Origin of the sequence: Litchfieldia salsa (genome assembly GCF_900104555.1) — a bacterium.
Lineage (GTDB): Bacteria > Bacillota > Bacilli > Bacillales > Bacillaceae_L > Litchfieldia > Litchfieldia salsa.
The window spans coordinates 40,513-59,587 of the sequence record NZ_FNJU01000008.1; the positions used below are offsets into that span (position 1 = coordinate 40,513).

Annotated in this window: 15 protein-coding genes; 6 read left to right on the top strand and 9 right to left on the bottom strand. The window is 35.6% G+C overall.

What is annotated here, in order from left to right; genetic code table 11:
- Positions 1–199: 199 nt before the first annotated feature.
- Both BLQ56_RS15300 and BLQ56_RS15305 read right to left on the bottom strand, forming a co-directional pair.
- Positions 200–1,636 (bottom strand): carbon starvation CstA family protein, encoded by a 1,437-nt coding sequence (locus tag BLQ56_RS15300; protein ID WP_090856164.1) that lies wholly within the window; start codon positions 1,634–1,636, stop codon positions 200–202.
- Positions 1,637–1,767: 131 nt separating this feature from the next.
- The gene (locus tag BLQ56_RS15305) at positions 1,768–2,376 is read right to left on the bottom strand and encodes a class I SAM-dependent methyltransferase (protein ID WP_090856165.1); all 609 of its coding nucleotides are present in this window, start codon (positions 2,374–2,376) and stop codon (positions 1,768–1,770) included.
- Between the two features lie 614 nt (positions 2,377–2,990).
- Here BLQ56_RS15305 and BLQ56_RS15310 point away from each other — a divergent pair.
- Together BLQ56_RS15310 and BLQ56_RS15315 are read left to right on the top strand one after the other, a co-directional pair.
- Positions 2,991–3,434: a hypothetical protein gene (locus BLQ56_RS15310; protein ID WP_090856166.1), complete on the top strand. Its 444-nt coding sequence runs from the start codon at positions 2,991–2,993 to the stop codon at positions 3,432–3,434.
- Complete coding sequence (locus BLQ56_RS15315; RefSeq protein WP_090856169.1) at positions 3,422–3,709, top strand: YxcD family protein; 288 nt, start codon at positions 3,422–3,424, stop codon at positions 3,707–3,709. The genes BLQ56_RS15310 and BLQ56_RS15315 overlap by 13 nt, the downstream gene beginning before the upstream one ends.
- 51 nt (positions 3,710–3,760) lie before the next feature.
- Here BLQ56_RS15315 and BLQ56_RS15320 read toward each other — a convergent pair whose 3' ends face one another.
- From BLQ56_RS15320 to BLQ56_RS15340, 5 genes are all read right to left on the bottom strand, one after another.
- On the bottom strand, positions 3,761–4,783 hold the full coding sequence (locus tag BLQ56_RS15320; protein ID WP_090856455.1) for a sugar ABC transporter substrate-binding protein: 1,023 nt from the start codon (positions 4,781–4,783) through the stop codon (positions 3,761–3,763).
- Between the two features lie 45 nt (positions 4,784–4,828).
- Positions 4,829–6,535, bottom strand: coding sequence for a methyl-accepting chemotaxis protein (locus BLQ56_RS15325; RefSeq protein ID WP_238457284.1), 1,707 nt, complete (start codon positions 6,533–6,535; stop codon positions 4,829–4,831).
- Between the two features lie 642 nt (positions 6,536–7,177).
- Positions 7,178–8,590, bottom strand: coding sequence for an aryl-phospho-beta-d-glucosidase (locus tag BLQ56_RS15330; protein ID WP_175490327.1), 1,413 nt, complete (start codon positions 8,588–8,590; stop codon positions 7,178–7,180).
- 52 nt (positions 8,591–8,642) lie between these two features.
- The gene (locus tag BLQ56_RS15335) at positions 8,643–10,070 is read right to left on the bottom strand and encodes a 6-phospho-beta-glucosidase (protein ID WP_090856173.1); all 1,428 of its coding nucleotides are present in this window, start codon (positions 10,068–10,070) and stop codon (positions 8,643–8,645) included.
- A 68-nt stretch (positions 10,071–10,138) separates the two neighbouring features.
- The gene (locus tag BLQ56_RS15340; protein ID WP_090856176.1) at positions 10,139–12,043 is read right to left on the bottom strand and encodes a beta-glucoside-specific PTS transporter subunit IIABC; all 1,905 of its coding nucleotides are present in this window, start codon (positions 12,041–12,043) and stop codon (positions 10,139–10,141) included.
- Between the two features lie 384 nt (positions 12,044–12,427).
- Between BLQ56_RS15340 and BLQ56_RS15345 the strand changes: the two genes are divergently transcribed.
- The 3 genes from BLQ56_RS15345 (at position 12,428) to BLQ56_RS15355 (ending at position 14,648) form a co-directional block, all read left to right on the top strand.
- Positions 12,428–13,600: an MFS transporter gene (locus tag BLQ56_RS15345; protein ID WP_090856179.1), complete on the top strand. Its 1,173-nt coding sequence runs from the start codon at positions 12,428–12,430 to the stop codon at positions 13,598–13,600.
- 116 nt (positions 13,601–13,716) lie between these two features.
- On the top strand, positions 13,717–14,205 hold the full coding sequence (locus BLQ56_RS15350) for a glutathione peroxidase (protein WP_090856181.1): 489 nt from the start codon (positions 13,717–13,719) through the stop codon (positions 14,203–14,205).
- An 11-nt stretch (positions 14,206–14,216) separates the two neighbouring features.
- Positions 14,217–14,648 (top strand): MarR family winged helix-turn-helix transcriptional regulator, encoded by a 432-nt coding sequence (locus BLQ56_RS15355; protein ID WP_090856463.1) that lies wholly within the window; start codon positions 14,217–14,219, stop codon positions 14,646–14,648.
- A 48-nt stretch (positions 14,649–14,696) separates the two neighbouring features.
- Here the strand turns inward: BLQ56_RS15355 and BLQ56_RS15360 are convergent, their stop codons facing one another.
- Complete coding sequence (locus tag BLQ56_RS15360; RefSeq protein WP_090856183.1) at positions 14,697–16,235, bottom strand: DHA2 family efflux MFS transporter permease subunit; 1,539 nt, start codon at positions 16,233–16,235, stop codon at positions 14,697–14,699.
- A 183-nt stretch (positions 16,236–16,418) separates the two neighbouring features.
- Here BLQ56_RS15360 and BLQ56_RS15365 point away from each other — a divergent pair, with 183 nt between their 5' ends.
- A complete protein-coding gene (locus BLQ56_RS15365) occupies positions 16,419–17,324 on the top strand; it encodes a TetR/AcrR family transcriptional regulator (RefSeq protein ID WP_090856184.1) in 906 nt (301 codons plus the stop codon).
- A 51-nt stretch (positions 17,325–17,375) separates the two neighbouring features.
- Here the strand turns inward: BLQ56_RS15365 and BLQ56_RS23900 are convergent, their stop codons facing one another.
- Positions 17,376–19,067, bottom strand: coding sequence for a pectinesterase family protein (locus tag BLQ56_RS23900; protein ID WP_090856185.1), 1,692 nt, complete (start codon positions 19,065–19,067; stop codon positions 17,376–17,378).
- Between the last annotated feature and the right edge of the window lie 8 nt (positions 19,068–19,075).

Consider the following 19,075-nt stretch of genomic DNA (forward strand, 5'->3'; position numbering starts at 1 on the left):
CCATAGCCTATGCAAAGAATTTGTTCGATAGAAGCTCTCTATTAGACAAAATATGGATATAGGAATGTACCCCTTTATTAATATATTTACCTTTGAAATATTATTGTATAAAAAGATATAAGCAACTAGCATAGACCCACAAAAACTCACCCCTATTCAAATAGAGGTGAGTTTTTTCTAATTTATTATTAAGGCACCATTATGCTACATGTTCCTTAGGTTCATCTATCTTAAGACGACGATACTTAATAATTTGTTTAATATACCAGAAAGTAACGAGTAATGTTAATGAAAAGCCAATTACCATTGATTGTTGGTAAGGCATACTTAACCCTTCAGGAGCAAAGAAAATATATGTGCATACAACTCCTGTCATAAACAGAGCTGGAATACCACAAATCCAATGAAACTTATGACTCTTTAATAGGTACATCGTTGCTGTCCATAACATCACAGAAGCCACAACTTGGTTTGTCCATCCAACATATCTCCATAAAAATGTGTAATCAATTGTAGCTAAAAATAAAGCAGGTATCGATACCGGGATTGTTACCAATAAAATCTTCCACTTATTATCCATCTTAAAGAACTTTGCAAGAACATCCGTTAAAATCATTCTAGAAGACCTAAGTGCCGTATCTCCAGTGGTGATTGGTAAGATTATCACTCCGAATATTGCTAGAATCCCACCAATCGTACCAAGTAGAGTAGTAGATATTTCATTGACAACCCCAGATGGTCCTCCGGCAGCAAGAGCCTCCTGCAAGCCACTTGTCCCATTAAAGAACGTCATCCCTGCAGCTGCCCAAATAAGTGCGATGACTCCTTCAATAACCATTGCTCCATAGAAAATCTTACGCCCGTCTGTTTCTTTCTTCATGGTGCAAGCAACAATTGGGCTTTGTGTACTATGAAAACCGGAAATAGCACCACATGAGATTGTTACCATAAGTAATGGCCAGATTGGTAATTCACCTGGATGAAGATTTTCAAATGTTAGATTAGGAATTTGTTTATCAGAAAAGATTAAAGAAATTCCTATAGCAATTGCCATGATTAGTAGTATTCCTCCTAAAAGAGGGTAAATTCTACCAATTATTCTGTTGATTGGTAAAATCGTTGCTAAAACAAAATAACCAAAAATAATTAACAATGCTGCCATAAAGCTTAATGGTGTTATTTGGGCGATCAATTGGGCTGGTCCAGCAGTAAATGCTGCAGCAACTAATATCATTAATACAAGTGAAATTACATTGATAAATACCTTAACAGATTTTCCTAGATAGTGACCAACAAGTGTCGGGAATTGTGCGCCTTGATGGCGGATTGACATCATTCCTGAGAAGTAGTCATGAACAGCTCCTGCAAAAATACAGCCAAAGACAATCCACACAAATGCAACAGGTCCATATAAAGCCCCAGCCACAGCCCCATAAATAGGTCCAAGGCCAGCGATATTCAATAATTGAATTAAGTTACCTTTCCACCAACTCATTGGCACGAAATCCAAGTTGTCTCTTTTTGCATATGCTGGAGTAGGCGTATTGTCATTTACAACAAAAACACGCTCTACAAATTTCGAATAAAATACATACCCACATAAAAGTAAAATAATTGCTCCAAAGAATGTTACCATATGAATGTTCCCTCCTGATGAAAAATACAGAATATGAACCATGTTAACACGAATCTCGAGAAAGTAAATAGATTTTTCAGAAAAAAATAATAATTTTTATACCAATTTTACTATTCAATACCATTGAAATTTCAATAAGCCAATTTATAAATTAAAAATCTCTCATTCAGATTATTTTCATACAACTCTGATAAGGTAATTTCCTTTTTTAATTCAAAAGAAGTATTCGTTTCTAAATAATAAATATAATCCTCAGATGGATAATATAAGATTAGTTCGACATTTCGCGGATATTGTTCGATCGAACCTATTATATTATTAATGACTTTCATGAAAATTTGCACAGAAAAGGGGTTAAAAAAGTAAAAACGATTGTCTAATTGATCAATCGTATACTCCTCGGCTGGCCAGCAAATAAAATGAAGTTTATCGACATTTTTACTATACTTTTTCAAATAATTATTCCTATTAATAATGGCTTCTCTATAAAAAATCTCGTTCATCTCAATCCCTATAACCTCTGAATTAAAGACATAATTAATATAGAAGTTCAACCTACCTTTTCCACAGCCAAAATCAACAACTCGATCACTACTGTTCAATTCATATTGTTTAAACAAGAGTTCTAATGCACGATACGGTGTTGGCTCATACTTATGGTAGTGCAATGATTGGTTGAATCCTTTTTGATCGCCTGTTGTTTTGATGTTAAGTAGTTTGTCATAAGAGTGTTCAATCATTTCAACTAGCTCCCGTTCTTAATTTTTATATAATGATCCTTATACTTTTTTATTATAGTCTTCCACTTCTCTCTCTGTAGTTGACTATTATCTATAAAATGATTAATATTATAATACAGTTTAAAACTGTAAGAACAAAACTTAATATACTCCAAAGGGGAGTAGCTAACAGTTACGTCGTCAATACGTGATTTTTCTCATCACCGGCTTAACTGGCAACCTATGTTGTTTGCGAGACCTTTGCCAAAAATGGTAAAGGGATAAATATGATATTTAAAACCTTTATCAGTTCAGACTGGTAAAGGTTTTTTTGCGAAATACAAGGAGGAGAAGGCGTTCTTAACAAATCGTAGTTTAAATCAAAAAAAGCTCTTTTCTAAATTTTTGTTTTAAGACTTATTTAATGTGGCAGAGCTCGTTGATTGGAACGGAAGGTATGTGACTCCTGCGGGATGCGCAGGAAGGATGAGACCCCGCAGGAGTGAACGACGAGGAGGCTCATCACCTGCCCCGCGGAAAGCACATACCTGGAGTGCAAATCAACCTAACCTAGTCAAATAGCAACAAAGTTTGCGAAAAGTGCAAAAAAAAAAACATACAAAGGGGATCATTAAATGAAAAAGTTATTAGCCGTATTTTTAACAGCAGCACTTGTATTTTCACCGGTTGGGAACATTGTTTTCCAAGATCATTCAACTACCGTAGAAGCTAAAGGATATAAATCAGGTAAGAAGAGCTTTAACTCTAACAGTAATTCTACTAATAATAACTCTCTTTTCCAGAACAAGAAAACCGAAACAAATTCTACAACTAAATCGACTAGTACTGCAAACAAAGGTGGATTTTTCTCAGGCGGTTTAATGAAAGGTTTAATGTTAGGTGGACTTGCTGGTTTATTATTTGGTGGACTTTTTGCTAACATGGGCATCCTTGGTTCTATTCTTGGATTTATGATTAATGTCATTGCAATCGTTGTACTGATCTCTGTAATCCGTAAGATCTTTACATTTTTCAAAGATAAGAAGAAAAAAGAGGATATGAATACATGGAGAAATTAATTATATCTGAACAAGATATTATTAATAGCATCTGTGTTTATATTTCACGTAAAAAGCAGGTAAAACCTGAACAGGTTGAAGTTGAACTTATGTTTGACGACGATTATGGTTTCTCTGCTGAAGTATATGTGGATGGTCGAAAGCAAGTATTAATCACCGCTAACATCATTGAAGCCCTTCGTTTATGGCTTGAAGAGTTTTTAAATAGAGATCCTTTCGCTGGAATAAATTTAGTGTTAGATGATGAAGAAGGTATTATTGCAATCATCAAATAGAGATCATAATAAAAGGCTGTCCCATGTATCTTAAGGGACAGCCTTTTATTGTTATTTTTTATAAACTTCTTCTTCTTTTAAATACCCATCTTTAATTACTGTTTCACGTACATTATCTTTTGTTACTGCAATTGGAGCTAGAAGTATCGAAGGAACATCTACTTCTCCATTATTAACCGCACCATCAGTTGCTATATCTTCACCCTTTGCAACTTTTACAGCCATTTCTGCTGCCTGTGCTGCCAATTGGTTAATTGATTTATAGATTGTCATTGTTTGAGTACCTTCAACTACTCTTTGAACACCAGCTAATTCAGCATCTTGTCCAGAAACCGGGATTTTACCAGCTAACCCAACTGTAGATAAAGCATTTATAACTCCACCAGCTGTACCATCGTTCGCTGCTACAACTGCATCAATTTGATTACCGTTTGCTTTAAGAGCCTGAACCATGTTTTGCTCAGCAATAGCCGGGTCCCAACCATCCGTATATTGGTCAAATACTAACCTAATATCACCGTTATCTATGAGTGGTTGTAGAACATTCATTGCACCTTGACGAAATAGTACAGCATTATTATCAGACTCTGCCCCACCAATGTATGCAAATTGTCCAACTGATTTATTCTTTACAATCTCGGCTGCTTGTAGCTCCCCTACCTTTACATTATCAAAAGAAACATAGTAGTCAACCTGAGCATTCTTAATTAATCGATCATAAGAGATGACTTTAACACCTGCTTCATGTGCTAAGTCCACAATTGCTGCGGATACCTCTGCATCGTGTGGAACAACTACTAATACATCTACTCCTTCTTCAATTAGGAGCTCCGCCTGCTTAAACTGGACGTCATCTAAACCGTTTGCTGCAAGAGTCTTTACTCTTCCACCAAGCTTATCTACTTCTCCTTCAAATAACTCCTTATCCTTATACCAACGCTCTTCTTGAAGGGTATCTAGTAAGAAGCCAATAAACACCTTATTTGGATCAGAGATTAGTTTATCATCTACTTGTGCAGTATTCTCCGCATTATTGGAACATCCTGTTACAACCAACAAGAACGCAAGAATCATACATCCAATTGTTTTATAGTTATTCAATTCTCATACCTCCTTATCCTACAGTTGAAACTTTTTAATCATTGAATTCATTTGTTCAACCATTTCTGTTAATGTTCTGGCACTGTTTGTAATCGATTCCACAGACTGACTTTGATCATATACAGTTGCTGTAATCTCTTCTGAACCTGCTGCTGACTCTTCAGAACTTGCTGCAATACTTTCGACAGATTCATTGATTTCCCTACTTGATGTCTCTATCTTTGTAAATACTGTGGAGATTTCAGTCACCTTTTCGGACATTTCCTCGACCTGGTCTTTAATATGAACAAATTGTTTCCCTGTCTGTTCAATTAGGTCTGTACCTTTATGAACTTCTGCATAACCAATGTTAAGCTCTTCAGATATCATTGTGGTTTCTTCCTTAATCGCTACCACAATACCTGTTATATTTTCCACAGAGTGACGTACTTCTTCAGCTAGCTTTCTTACCTCTGACGCAACAACAGCAAATCCTTTACCAGCTTCACCAGCTCTTGCTGCCTCAATTGAAGCATTCAATGCAAGTAGATTTGTTTGTTCAGCTATACTTTTTATGACTTGTACAATCTCTGTAATCGATTGTGTCTTGGCTTCTAAGCTTTTTACTTTTGTTACAGACGATTTGACGACATCGTTAACTCGTCCCATTTGACTTAAAGATTCAACCATTTGACTATTCCCTATGATGGAAACATCTAACACTTGCTTAGAAAACATGACTAGCTTATCTGTATGCTCACTAGCTGTAACAATGTCTTCACTGAAATCTCTAGTTCTCTCTGAAATAACAGTCGCATTATCCGCCTGTGAGGTTGCTCCTTTTGCCATTTCCTCAATCGTAATCGCTACTTGATCTGTACCATGTTTCACTTCTTCAGAAGAGTTTAAGAGAATCGTACTTTGTTGATCTACATTTGTTGATAGTTGAGATATGTTGGAAATCATCTCCTTGAGGCTATGACCCATTTCATTCATAGATTCGGATAACTGGCCTATTTCATCCTTGCCTTTATAATCTAAATTGCTATTGTTTAATTGACCATTTGCAATAGCTTTACTTTGATTTACAATGTTTCTTAAATTTTTTCTAATCCCTTTACTAATAAAATAAAGAAATAAGAATGAGATAATAATTGATACTGCTGAAGATATAATAAGAATTAAATTTACCTTACTTAAATTTGCTTGTGATGAATGTATCGCATCTACATTAAATTCTATCGCAGTTGTTTTTAATTGTTGACTAATCTTAGATGTATCCACCTTCAGTACCTGGACAGAACTCTGAATTTCTTGAAAGTCATTTGTATTGATTTGTTGTACATTAGGAACAACAGTACTAAAAAAGTATTGATCTAATTCATGATTGTTTTCAATCAATTGATTAAATAATTGAAGTTGATCCTGACTAAGGTCCTTTTTCAACGCTTTTGCAGTTATCGCAAATTCTTTACTATAATCTAGATATTCATTTAGCTTTTCATCATTAGCTAACAATAGGTATTCTGGAATTAGATTATATTTTTCAAGAAATAAGCGGTCTAAATCTCCTGCAAAAGTAGCTACCTCATTCTTTGTAATCGTTTCTTCCATTGTGCTACTAGTATTCTTCAAGAATAAAAATGTGATAAATATAGAGATAAGAAAAGCTATTGCCATGATCATGAAGGCAACTAAGTATTTTCCTCCAATATTTATATTTCTCCATTTAATGTTCTTTACCAAAGGTATCCCCTCCTACTCACCTATTTATTAAGTGAAACTATTGATTTACTCTATTTAATATCGGTATTTGAAGTAAAATGATTAAGGCCTTTACTTGTCCAATTTATTACATACACCCATTTACTTTTTGGGTTTGTTAATAAATAACTGCATTCACAAAATTTGTTTTTTTAGACATAAAATCCCTTTGATTACCGCATTTAATCCTTCACCATGTTTTCGGGCACTTATCTCCACTTTGATTACCGTTTTTCATTCTCCACCATGATTTCGAGCACCTATCTCCGCTTTGATTACCATTTTTCATTCTCCACCATGTTTTCGGGCACCTATCTCTCCTTTGATTGATTACCTTTTCCTTCACCATGATGTCAAGTACCTATCCACGCTTTGATTACCGTACCGTCATTGAAATAGTTGTGACAAGCAGGCTGAATACAACTCCTGCGGGATTAGTGGTCATAGTCACCCCACAGGAGCATTAGCGACGAGGCTCTCTGGTCTCAACTGGTCACCTGATGGACGCGGAGTGTGTTCAGCCTGCGGCTTTTAAAGCAACACTTTATACGAAAAGAGCCTAATAAATAAAAAAAAATGCCTCATAAATGATTAACATTTATGAGACATTATAAATATTTCTACTTAGAAGTTCTCTCCATTTGTAGAGATCACATTTTTATACCAATCAAAGCTTTTCTTTTTGAAACGCTTGTTTGTTCCTTTTCCTTCACTATCAAGATCCACATAAATGAATCCGTATCTTTTCTTAAGTTCTGCAGTTGATGCACTTACAAGATCGATTGGACCCCAAGATGTATACCCCATGATCTCAACACCATCACCAATTGCATTCTTCATCTCTTTAATATGAGCGTCTAAATAATTAATACGATAATCATCTTGAATCGATCCATCTTCTTCAACTTTATCGACTGCACCAAGTCCATTTTCAACGATGAATAATGGCTTTTGGTAACGATCATACAATTGGTTACAAACCGTTCTCAATCCAACAGGATCAATTTGCCATCCCCACTCAGATGCTTCTAGATAAGGATTTTTCACCCCAGCTAACAGATTGCCAGCTGTTGTTGCATCATTGTGCTCTGGAGCAGTACTTGCTACAAATGACATATAATAACTGAAACCGATATAATCAACTGTATTATTCTGCAGTAAATCAGTATCTCCATCAGCCATTTCTATGTTGATATTATGCTCCTTAAAATAATTAATCATATAAGTTGGATAATAACCTCTTGATTGAACATCTGAGAAAAATAATGTTTTGCGATCTTGTGAAAGAGCTGCAAACATATCTTCTGGTTTAGAGGTATATGGATAAGTAATCATGGATGCAATCATACAGCCAATTTGAGAGTTTGGATTAATTTCATGACCTGCTTTTACCGCAAGTGCACTTGCCACAAATTGGTGATGTGCAGCTTGGTAAATATCCTGTTCATTTTTTTGTCCATCTTCGAACAATAGTCCCCCACCAGTAAATGGTGCATGTAAAAGGACATTAATTTCATTGAATGTCATATAGTATTTTACTTTATCCTTAAACCTTGTGAAAATTGTTTTAGCCAGGCGCTCATAGAACTCAACTAACTTACGGTTTTTCCAGCCTCCGTAATTTTTCACAAGACCAAGTGGCATTTCATAGTGAGAAATCGTGATAACAGGCTCAATATTATACTTCTTTAGCTCGTCAACAACATTTTCATAAAATTGTAGTCCTTTTTCATTTGGCTCTAATTCATCACCATTTGGAAATATACGAGGCCAAGAAATAGAGAAACGGAAAGCTTTAAAACCCATTTCAGCAAATAATGCAATATCCTCTTTGTACGTATGGTAAAAATCGATTGCATTATGATATAAGTTAAATTGCTCCATTGAAAAATCTGGGGGACTCATTATCCCGTTTGGTGAAATATCTGCTGTTGAAAGGCCTTTTCCATCCTCTTGATAAGCACCTTCTAATTGATTAGCCGCAACTGCTCCGCCCCATAAAAAGCCTTCTGGAAATTTTCTATTTTCAGTATTCATCATATCACCTCTGAAATATATTTAATCTTATGTAACGAACAAAGGTGGCTATTTAATCTTCTAAATTTTCACCATTTGTTTCAATCACTTTTTTATACCAATCGAAGCTCTTCTTTTTAGATCTATTAAGCGTTCCATTACCTTTATTATCTTTATCAACATAAATATAGCCATAACGTTTCTTCATTTCACCAGAAGATGCACTTACTATATCTATTGGTCCCCAACTAGTATAACCAATAATTTCTACCCCATCTTCAATAGCTTCAGACATTTCAGCCAGATGTTTTTTTAGATAGTCAATACGGTAGTCATCATGAACAACCCCATCTTCTGCCACTACATCCACTGCGCCAAGTCCGTTTTCTACCACAAATAATGGCTTCTGATAGCGATCATATAATTGATTTGCTGTAATTCTGAACCCTTTAGGATCAATTGTCCAACCCCATTCAGACTTTTCAAGATATGGATTCTCAATCGAACCAAACACATTCCCTGACGTCATATCCTTCACATTCGGATCAGTACTAGTTGCCCTACTTGCATAATAACTAAATCCAATATAATCAACCGTATTATCCTTTAATAGAGCTTCGTCAGCTTCTTCCATTTCAATGGACAAGTTATGATCTCTAAAATATCTTTTTGCATAACCAGGATATTCGCCACGTGATTGCACATCAATGAAGAAGAATGACTCACGATCTTTTTCCATCGCATCCCAAACATCCTCAGGATTACATGTATACGAATATGTCATCCCTGCTGCAAGCATACATCCAATTTTGGCGTCTGGACTGATTTCATGACATGCTTTTACAGCTAGTGCACTTGCAACAAGCTGATGGTGTGCCGCTTGGTATTGAATTTGTTTTTTATTATCTCCTTCTTTGAAAACAAGCCCTGCCCCAACATATGGCAGATGCAATAGCATATTGATTTCATTAAAGGTCATCCAATACTTTACTTTACCTTTATAACGTTTAAACAAAGTAGTTGCATATTTTTCAAAAAGACCTACCAATTTCCGGTCTCTCCAACTACCGTATTTTTCGACTAAGTGTACAGGAACATCAAAATGAGCAATTGTAACAACTGGTTCTATGTCATTTTTAACCAACTCATCAAATAAATCATCGTAAAACTTCAATCCAGCTTCATTCGGCTGATCTTCTTCCCCAGTTGGAAAAATTCTTGCCCAAGAAATTGATAGTCGCAATGATTTAAAACCCATTTCTTTAAAAAGCGCAATGTCTTCTTTGTATCGGTGATAAAAATCAATCGCCTCATGAGAAGGATAGAATTCGCCTTCAAGAGGTGTAAATGATTCAAGTTTGCCAAACATAATATCCCAACGTTTTGACCCAGTAGGCAATAAATCGACAGTTGTTAATCCTTTACCATCCTCTAAATAAGCCCCTTCAGCTTGATTGGCAGCAATTGCACCGCCCCATAAAAAACCTTTTGGAAATGCCATAACAAAACTTCCTTTCATAAAAAGGTTAGAAGGAAAGCCAATTATAGTACTTTCCTTCCACCTTATATCTAGATCGATTCAATCGTCATTATCTTTGATGATCCAATTATTGCTTGTTTTTCTGATGTTGTTTCAACTTTATATTGTTTGTAGTTTGTTACAACTACAGGAGTTGTAACTAAAAAACCAGCTGCTTTAATTTGCTCGATATCAAACTCGATTAATAATTGCCCTTTTTCCACACGTGCTCCCTGCACGATATGAGAAGTAAAGAACTTTCCATCAAGCTGAACAGTATCCATTCCGATATGAATCAAAATATCTGCACCTTGGTCAGTCGTAATTCCAATCGCATGATTTGTTGGAAATAAAGCTGAAACTGTTCCTGATACAGGTGCTACTAATTTACCTTCAGACGGTTCAATTGCAATACCCTGTCCAAGTGCTCCTGAAGAAAAGGCATCATCTTTTACTTCTGATAGTGTGAGTATTTCACCTTTTAATGGACTTACAACTTCTTCTTTTTGACCTTTTGTAGTAGTTGTAGTAGTTGTAGTATCAGTATTTTCAGCTGTTTGATTTTTATCTTTACCCATTCCAAACAAATACGTAAGGATAAATCCAAGTGCAAATGCAACTACGAACGAGATAATTAATCCCCATACCCCAAAGGTAATTCCTTCAGTTGGACTAATAAATGATGGTATACCGAAAATCCCAAGACCACCGATCATATAAAGCTGTGAACCAGCTGCTCCGATAATCCCTCCGCCGACACCAGCAGCGATACAACTCATAATGAATGGTTTCTTAAGTGGTAATGTAATACCATAAATTGCTGGTTCAGTAACACCGAAGATACCTGAGATAAATGCTGGAATACTTAATGTTTTTAACTTTTGTTGTTTCGTCTTCATCCAAACTGCAAGAACAGCACCGATTTGCGCAAATGAAGCGGCAAATGTTGTTGCTAAAACTGGATCAGCACCCATTGTTGTTAAGTTGTTAATTGCAATTGGTACAAGGCCCCAATGAAGTCCAAAGATAACTAATAACTGCCATAATCCACCAACAAAAATCCCTGCTAATATTGGACTTAAATTGTAGATAAATAGTGTTGCCATACCTAGTAAATTACCTGCCCATGTTGCAATTGGTCCAATCACAATAAATGTAATCGGTACCACTATTAATAATGTAAAGAAAGGTACAATGAAAGCTTTAATTACATCTGGAATAACTGTTCTTAACCACTTCTCAACTATTGATGCAAAGTAAGCAGCTAAAATAATCGGAATAACTGATGAAGCATAACTCATTAAGATAACTGGTATCCCTAAAAATGTAATGAAAATTGGTGATTCAAACATCGTTCCAGCAAATAGAGTATATAACGGTTCACCTGCTGTTAATCCCGACAATGTCGGATAAACTAAAGATCCCCCTATTGCCATACCAATAAATGGACTCCCACCAAACTTCTTAATTGCTGTATATCCTAAGAAAATTGGGAAGAAGTAAAATAATGAATCTCCGATTGCATTTAATATTTGATAAGTGCCTGATGTATTATCTAACCAACCTAGTGCAACGAAAAGAGCATTGAACCCTTTAATCATCCCTGTTGCTGCTAATACTCCAAGTACTGGTGTAAATATGCTTGCAATGATGTCGATTAAACTAGCTTTTTCTTTCTTACCATCTTCATCAACAGGGGCTTGGGATTGAAATCCTCCTGTTTCCAATACTGCTTTGTATACATCTGGTACATGATTTCCAATAACTACTTGATATTGACCACCACTTTTCATAACTGTGATCACATCATCCATATTTTTAAGAGCATCTGTGTTTGCTTTTCCTTCATCTCTTAACTTAAAGCGTAAGCGCGTAATACAATGCACAACACTGATAACGTTTTCATTCCCACCGACATTTTCGATAATGTCTTTTGCTAGCTGATTGTATTTCATAGATTTCCCTTCCTTCTTTGGAAAATATTGGTTTTTACAAACAAAAATAACCTGAGCTGTATCTAAACAAACACATGTATAGTGTTGTTCAAATCAGTCCAGGTTATGCCCTATTAAGGTAACATTCCTTCAGCGGAATATATTTAGTTTTTGTTTGTTAAAAGTAATTTAACATGACTACTCATTCCATGTCAACGCTTTCTTTTCTATTTTTTATTCATTTAAATTTTAATCTATTACTAGCATCATGCAAAAAATATCGGTACACTAAATAGGAACTCTTAAAAAACTTCATCATCTATTACTTTATCTTAAATATAAGAGGTATAATTATATAGGACAAAATTATTACATCTCTATGCTCAAATACTGGAGTGACTTATATTGAATACAAAAAAATCTTTATCTATCTTATTTGCAGTCATGTTCTTAGTAATGGTAGGTTTCGGAATTATTATTCCTGTGATGCCTTTTTATGCGGAACAAATTGGAGCCTCACCCACACAATTGGGATTATTGATGGCTGTATATTCATTAATGCAACTTATATTTGCTCCAATGTGGGGACGAATATCTGATCGTATTGGACGAAGGCCTATCATTATGGTAGGTATATTTGGACTAGCACTTTCCTTTTTTCTTATGGCATTTTCATCCACGCTTTGGATGCTTTTTGCCGCAAGAATAGTCGGTGGCTTCTTCTCGTCAGCGAATATGCCAACTGTTATGGCTTATGTTGCAGATGTTACTTCAGAAGAGGACCGTGGAAAAGGGATGGGGATTATTGGTGCATCAGTTGGTTTAGGATTTATTTTTGGACCAGCTATTGGTGGAATCTTTTCACAAGGAAGCTTGCAAACCCCCTTCCTTTTAGCAGGAACTTCAGCACTTTTAACATTTTTTATCGTCATGCTTTTCTTAAAAGAGTCGCTAACCCTTGAACAACGAAGCAGTCAGTCGAAAAAGAGGGTTTCTCTATTAAAAGGTTTACAAGGTCCTGTTTCAACCTTATATATTCTCCAATTATTTGTTTCTTTGTCATTATCAGGTTTAGAAGCGACATTTGCTTACTTCGCTTTTGAAAGAGCTAACTTAGGTTCAGTAGAGCTTGGTTATATTTTTATGATTATGGGATTTGCTGGAGCACTCGTTCAAGGTGGCCTTGTTGGCAGATTAACAAAGAAATATGGTGAAGGAAAGGTTATTCAGCTAGGAATCATTATCTCAATGATTGGATTCTCATTAATATTACTTACCGATAGTTTTATAACCGCAGCCATATATTTAACCATTTTTGGTGTAGGTAACGGATTCATACGCCCAAGTGTTTCTTCTTTACTTACCAAAAGGTCTACAACAGGCCATGGTAGCACGACAGGATTATTATCCTCCTTTGATTCACTTGGAAGAATCATTGGCCCTCCACTAGGGGGAATTCTTTATTCGGTCTCTATTGGATTACCTTATATTTCGGGAGTTATATTATCCTTGATTGCATTTCTCTTATATCAGGTCTATCATCAGAAATCAAAGAACTCTATACCTAGTACATATTAGTGGTGCCTGGCACCACCCTTTTTCTACGGGTGGAACCAGGTTTTTTGCTTTTTTAATTTAAATCGCGTAAGATTAAATCGTATACGAGTTATTTGATAATTAAAGGAGGATAAACAATGAAAACAGTTTACGATTTTACTGTAAAGTTAAAAAATGGTCAGGAACAATCATTAAAGGAATATGAAGGTAAACCATTAATTATTGTAAATACTGCGAGTAAATGCGGGTTGACGCCTCAATTCAAAGGTCTACAGGACTTATATGAAAAATACAATGATCAAGGCTTAGAGATACTAGGGTTTCCATGCGACCAGTTCAATAATCAAGAGTTTGATAACATTGAAGAAACAACTCAATTTTGTCAGATGAACTATGGCGTAACTTTTCCGATATTCGCAAAAGTAGATGTGAATGGAAATAATGCAGATCCGTTATTCGCCTACTTAAAAGACCAAAAAAAAGGATTATTGGCAAAAGCCATCAAGTGGAACTTCACGAAATTTTTAATTGATGAGAATGGACAGGTGATTGAAAGGTATTCCCCAACAACTCAACCTGAAAAAATTGAAGAGGATTTGCTAAAACTAAATGTTATAAATAAATAAGGATGATGATTTTGAAAGACTTTTTAACGTTAGAAAAGCAGCTATGCTTTGCCATCTATGAAACATCTGGGGAATTTACTAGACTTTACACAAGTGTACTTCAGACATTTGGCCTAACCTACCCTCAATACTTAGTCTTACTTGCATTATGGGAAAAAGATCAAATAACACTTAAGGAGCTTGGTGAGAAATTAAATCTAGGTACTGGTACACTAACCCCGATGGTAACAAGGATGCAAGCAAACGGCTGGATAAGTAAGGAACGGTCCAAGGTTGACGAAAGAAATGTATTTATCCACTTACAGGAAAAAGCACTAAAGGAGAAATCAGCAATCACTAGCAAAGTTGCTAAAGAAATTCAAGCATGCCAAATAGAATTAGAGGAATATGAACAATTAGTACAAAGATTAAATAAGTTGCAAATGAAGTTGAAGGAACGTTAAAAAGGGTAGAGACAACATCAAAATGATGTTGCTTCTACCCTTTTACTTTTAGTTTTCGCCAACGACATCCTTCACCATCGGTTGCTCTGTTGGTTTAACATTCACACCAAGTGCTTCATCTTCTTGCTTTGCACGTTTAATAAACATTGATAGTACTAATGCAACAGCAGCAATAAAAGTAGCCACTAAGAATGCATCGTTGATTCCCTGTAACATGGCTTGCATCCCAACTTGCTGTTGTAACTCTGCGAGTGCCGCTTCTGTAGGCTGCCCTTGCAAATTTGTCATGGCATCCCGACCAATTGTTTCAGCATGGGTTTCAGTTCGAGTCGACATTAGTGTTACAAGTAGCGCTGTTCCAATTGCACCAGATACTTGATTCAACGTATTGTTCATAGCGGTCCCATGTGGATAAAAGCGAGTAGGCAACTGATTCAACCCATTTGTCGAAACAGGCATCATCACCATTGAAATTCCGAACATCCGAATGGAATTTAAAATAACTAAGTTAGAATATGTTGTATCTAGCGTTAATTTGCTAAAGTAATAAGTAGTGACTGTTGTAATCAATAAACCTGAGACCGCTAAGACACGACCACCGAATTTATCAAATAATTTCCCTGTAATTGGTGACATCACAGCCATTAATAATGCCCCTGGTAACATCATTAAACCGGCATCCATTGGTGATATTCCTCTAATTGTTTGAACATAAATCGGAATTAACAACATTCCAGAGAATAAAGCCATATTTAATACCATCGTAATAGCTGATGACAATGCAAACATTGGGTATTGGAACACATTAAAATTGAGCATCGGTCTGTCTAATTTAGACTGACGGATAATAAAAGTAATTAAAGATATAATCCCGATAATAATGGTCCCATATACATGCAGACTGTCCCAGCCTTTGCTTCCAGCCGAACTAAATCCATATAGCAAACCACCAAAGCCCAAGCTCGATAATATAAGTGATACTAAGTCCAGACGAATATCTACCTTTTCCTTTTTATCTTTCAGTAGGAAGAAACCAATTAATAGTACTGTAACAGCAATCGGTGTAACAAAATGAAACAGCATTCTCCAGTCATAATGTTCTATAATCCAGCCAGATAATGTTGGACCTATAGCTGGAGCAGACATCAAGATTAGACCAAAAACCCCCATAGCAGCTCCTCTTTTCTCAACAGGAAAGCTTACTAACATTACATTCATTAATAATGGCATCATAATTGCAGAACCTGAAGCTTGAATCATACGCCCTGTTAATAAAACCGGAAAAAAATGGGCAACACCAGCAAGAACAGTCCCTAGTGTAAATAAACCCATTGCCACTAAGAACAACCGACGCACTGAGTATTTTTGGATTAAGAACGCTGTCGCAGGTATTAAGATCCCGTTTACTAGCATAAATCCAGTCGTTAACCATTGAACTGTTGGGGCCTCAATTTCCAAGTCTGTCATAATAGAAGGTAGAGCAATATTTAATAATGTATTATTTAAAAATGCAATAAAAGCACCAATCATCAGTATTGCAAGAATTCCATATTGCGGACGAACATTATTTTTTAAAGGTTGTTCCATTCATTTACCTCCTGTACATTAAGTTCACTTTTTTGAACTTTGATTCTATCCAGGAATATATATTATACCAATTGTACATTTTTTGCAATGGAATTGTTCTTGTTATATGAATGGTTTGTCTAATCATTGTAAATAAGGTACTATGAATTTATACAGGTAGTCTAATAATAAGCAGGTGATATAATGAACGATCGCAAACAGCATGTTATTCAAAAAGCCCATCAGTTATTTATTGAAAAAGGGTTTCAGTCTACGTCTATCCAAGATATTTTGGATTATAGTGGGATTGCAAAAGGAACCTTTTATAACTACTTCTCTTCTAAAAATGAGCTATTAATCGAATTATTTAAATCGATTTTTTTAGAAATAGAAGCAAAACGAAATGAACTATTGATTGGTCAAGACCCTTCAGATATTGAGGTTTTTATTAAACAAATCGAAACTCAACTCATTACCAATAAGAAAAACAAGTTACTCCCCCTATTTGAGGAAGTATTAGTTTCACACGATGAAGACTTAAAAGACTATCTTAAACAAGGTCAATTGAGAATGATTCATTGGATTCATGGACGTTTACAGGATCTTTTTGATGATAGTAAATCACCATATTTATTAGATAGCAGCATCATGTTTCTAGGAATTTTGCACCATAATATTAAGTATTATAAGATGTTAAATAACACCAACGCTGGCCTAAAACAGATTGTAAGATATAGTGTCAATCGAGTTGTTACGATCGTAGAAGACCTTGGAAAATCTGAGCAGCAATTATTTAAACCTGAGCTTCTACAAATATGGTTACCAGAAGCAATAAATAGTCAGCAAAACGTTCTAAAGGAAATTACTCAAACCGTTTTTTTATTAAAAAAAGAGCTGTCTACTAGCAAGGATTCGGTTAAATACACTGAACTGCTAGATTTTATCCATGATGACCTTATTCAATCAAAACATCATCGTCAACACTTGGTTGAGAGTGTATTAACTTCATTGAAGAACGAAAAGCCAGTAGTTGATTTGGAGCATTTCAAAAAACTCACGCAACTTATTGAAGAGTTTTTTAATAAACTCGAGCATTATAACTTGAAATAATAAAAATGAGGATATCCCACAAGTCCAGCATTGGGGACATCCTCATTTTTTTTAATCTTTCAAAATACAGGTATTTTCAGAGTGTTCATTCATACAATTTCGAATAAGGTGGTTACTAACTGAAAGACCCAATTCTTGAATACCTTCTATCACTAACTCAGCAATCTTCATTGCTCCATAAGCACTAAAATGAGTATCATCTTTTGGTAAATCCGTTTGTTCTAGTTCATACCAAGAGAATAGTTTCTTAGTTTCTTCTACTCCTAATCTTTCATAGAGAAGCCTTGATTTATCCCACAGGTCAATTAGCAAAACTTTCTCCTTGTCTGCTAATTGACGCATCGCCTCTGGATATTCGTCTAATGAATTTACTAGCTTACCTTGTTGATCAAATGTTCTTCGGTTCACAGGTGTTAAGAGAATTGGAATTGCTCCTTTTTCTCTTGCCCCTTTAATGTATTGAGTTAAATATTCTTGATAAGAAGTAAAAGGGTCAGTTCCTCTTAATTCGTCTTCAACCTTTTGATCATTGTGTCCAAATTGGATAAATAAAAAATCATTTCTTTTTATTTCCTCGAATATCATTTGTAATCGTCCTTCGTTAATAAAACTTTTTGTGCTACGCCCACCCACTGCTTTGTTAACAATTTGTACATTGTTTGTAAAGTATGGGGAAATATATTCTCCCCAGCCCTTTTTATTTCCTTGCTCTAGCGAAACGTCCTCGACAGTTGAATCTCCAGCTAAATAGATTCTTATTGGCACATCAGATCCTTCACTAATTGTTGGCCAACCTTCATCTCGCCCTAGAATCGATTTAGTGTTATATTTTTTTACCTCTTCATCTGTTAATAGATATGCCCAATCTACTCGCCTCTCCATACAACCACCAGGTCCACGGCTGTTATACTCTGCATAGAAGATGCTCTTCTGGGCATGTTGTTTATCCCAATTATGCCAGCCTTCTTCTTTAATATGCTCGCCCATCCAACAATTGATAAAGACCGTTTTTGCATAATCTCTCCATGGTCTTCCCAAATAGACTGTGCGAGCTGCCGCTTTACTTGTTAAATGGCAATTCAAGAAGACATAGCCAAATTCTTGATTAATTGGTGTTGAAGCAGCTGTGATATACCCATTAATTTCCTTAGACTGGTCTAAACTGTGAATCTCGCAATGATCAAAAATTGTGGTTGCCGATCCGAAAATAAAATCGACATCTCCCTCGAGATAACAATCTTTAAAATAACTTTTACCCTTTTTTCTTTCTAGACCGTCTCTTGGACCACCAAATCGATCACCTTCTATTGGTTTTGGAGGTAGAGGACCGGTAAATAAGGTATCTTGACTTCCTAGAAATGAACAGTGATGAAATTCCAATTGATCTGCATCAACATAAACGGCAACAGCTTGCCCAACTTCCATTCCACTGCCAGCACTATTCTCAAAGGTTATGTTTTTCGCTAGGAAACTGTCACCCGTAATGATTGTACTGTAGGAAGAAAAGGTCCCCATTTTTTCACCATTTGAAAGAATCTTACGTGCATAATCACTAAAGGTTACCTTCACTTTATCTTTATGTGTTCCTATTAAAGAGATAAACGGCTTATCTATGGTTAACTTTTCTCTATATACACCATCTTTAATATAGATACTCACTCTCTCTTCATTATCGACCGGTATACGATCGATTGCCTCTTGAATGGTCTGAAATTGTCCACTTCCATCTTGCGCAACGATCATTATTTATC

Excerpts from the sequence above, each read along its gene's own strand:
- BLQ56_RS15300 (WP_090856164.1), bottom strand. The coding sequence starts at position 1,636 with ATGGTAACATTCTTTGGAGCAATTATTTTACTTTTATGTGGGTATGTA.
- BLQ56_RS15305 (WP_090856165.1), bottom strand. The coding sequence starts at position 2,376 with ATGATTGAACACTCTTATGACAAACTACTTAACATCAAAACAACAGGC.
- BLQ56_RS15310 (WP_090856166.1), top strand. The coding sequence starts at position 2,991 with ATGAAAAAGTTATTAGCCGTATTTTTAACAGCAGCACTTGTATTTTCA.
- BLQ56_RS15315 (WP_090856169.1), top strand. The coding sequence starts at position 3,422 with ATGGAGAAATTAATTATATCTGAACAAGATATTATTAATAGCATCTGT.
- BLQ56_RS15320 (WP_090856455.1), bottom strand. The coding sequence starts at position 4,783 with ATGATTCTTGCGTTCTTGTTGGTTGTAACAGGATGTTCCAATAATGCG.
- BLQ56_RS15330 (WP_175490327.1), bottom strand. The coding sequence starts at position 8,590 with ATGAATACTGAAAATAGAAAATTTCCAGAAGGCTTTTTATGGGGCGGA.
- BLQ56_RS15335 (WP_090856173.1), bottom strand. The coding sequence starts at position 10,070 with ATGGCATTTCCAAAAGGTTTTTTATGGGGCGGTGCAATTGCTGCCAAT.
- BLQ56_RS15340 (WP_090856176.1), bottom strand. The coding sequence starts at position 12,043 with ATGAAATACAATCAGCTAGCAAAAGACATTATCGAAAATGTCGGTGGG.
- BLQ56_RS15350 (WP_090856181.1), top strand. The coding sequence starts at position 13,717 with ATGAAAACAGTTTACGATTTTACTGTAAAGTTAAAAAATGGTCAGGAA.
- BLQ56_RS15360 (WP_090856183.1), bottom strand. The coding sequence starts at position 16,235 with ATGGAACAACCTTTAAAAAATAATGTTCGTCCGCAATATGGAATTCTT.
- BLQ56_RS15365 (WP_090856184.1), top strand. The coding sequence starts at position 16,419 with ATGAACGATCGCAAACAGCATGTTATTCAAAAAGCCCATCAGTTATTT.
- BLQ56_RS23900 (WP_090856185.1), bottom strand. The coding sequence starts at position 19,067 with ATGATCGTTGCGCAAGATGGAAGTGGACAATTTCAGACCATTCAAGAG.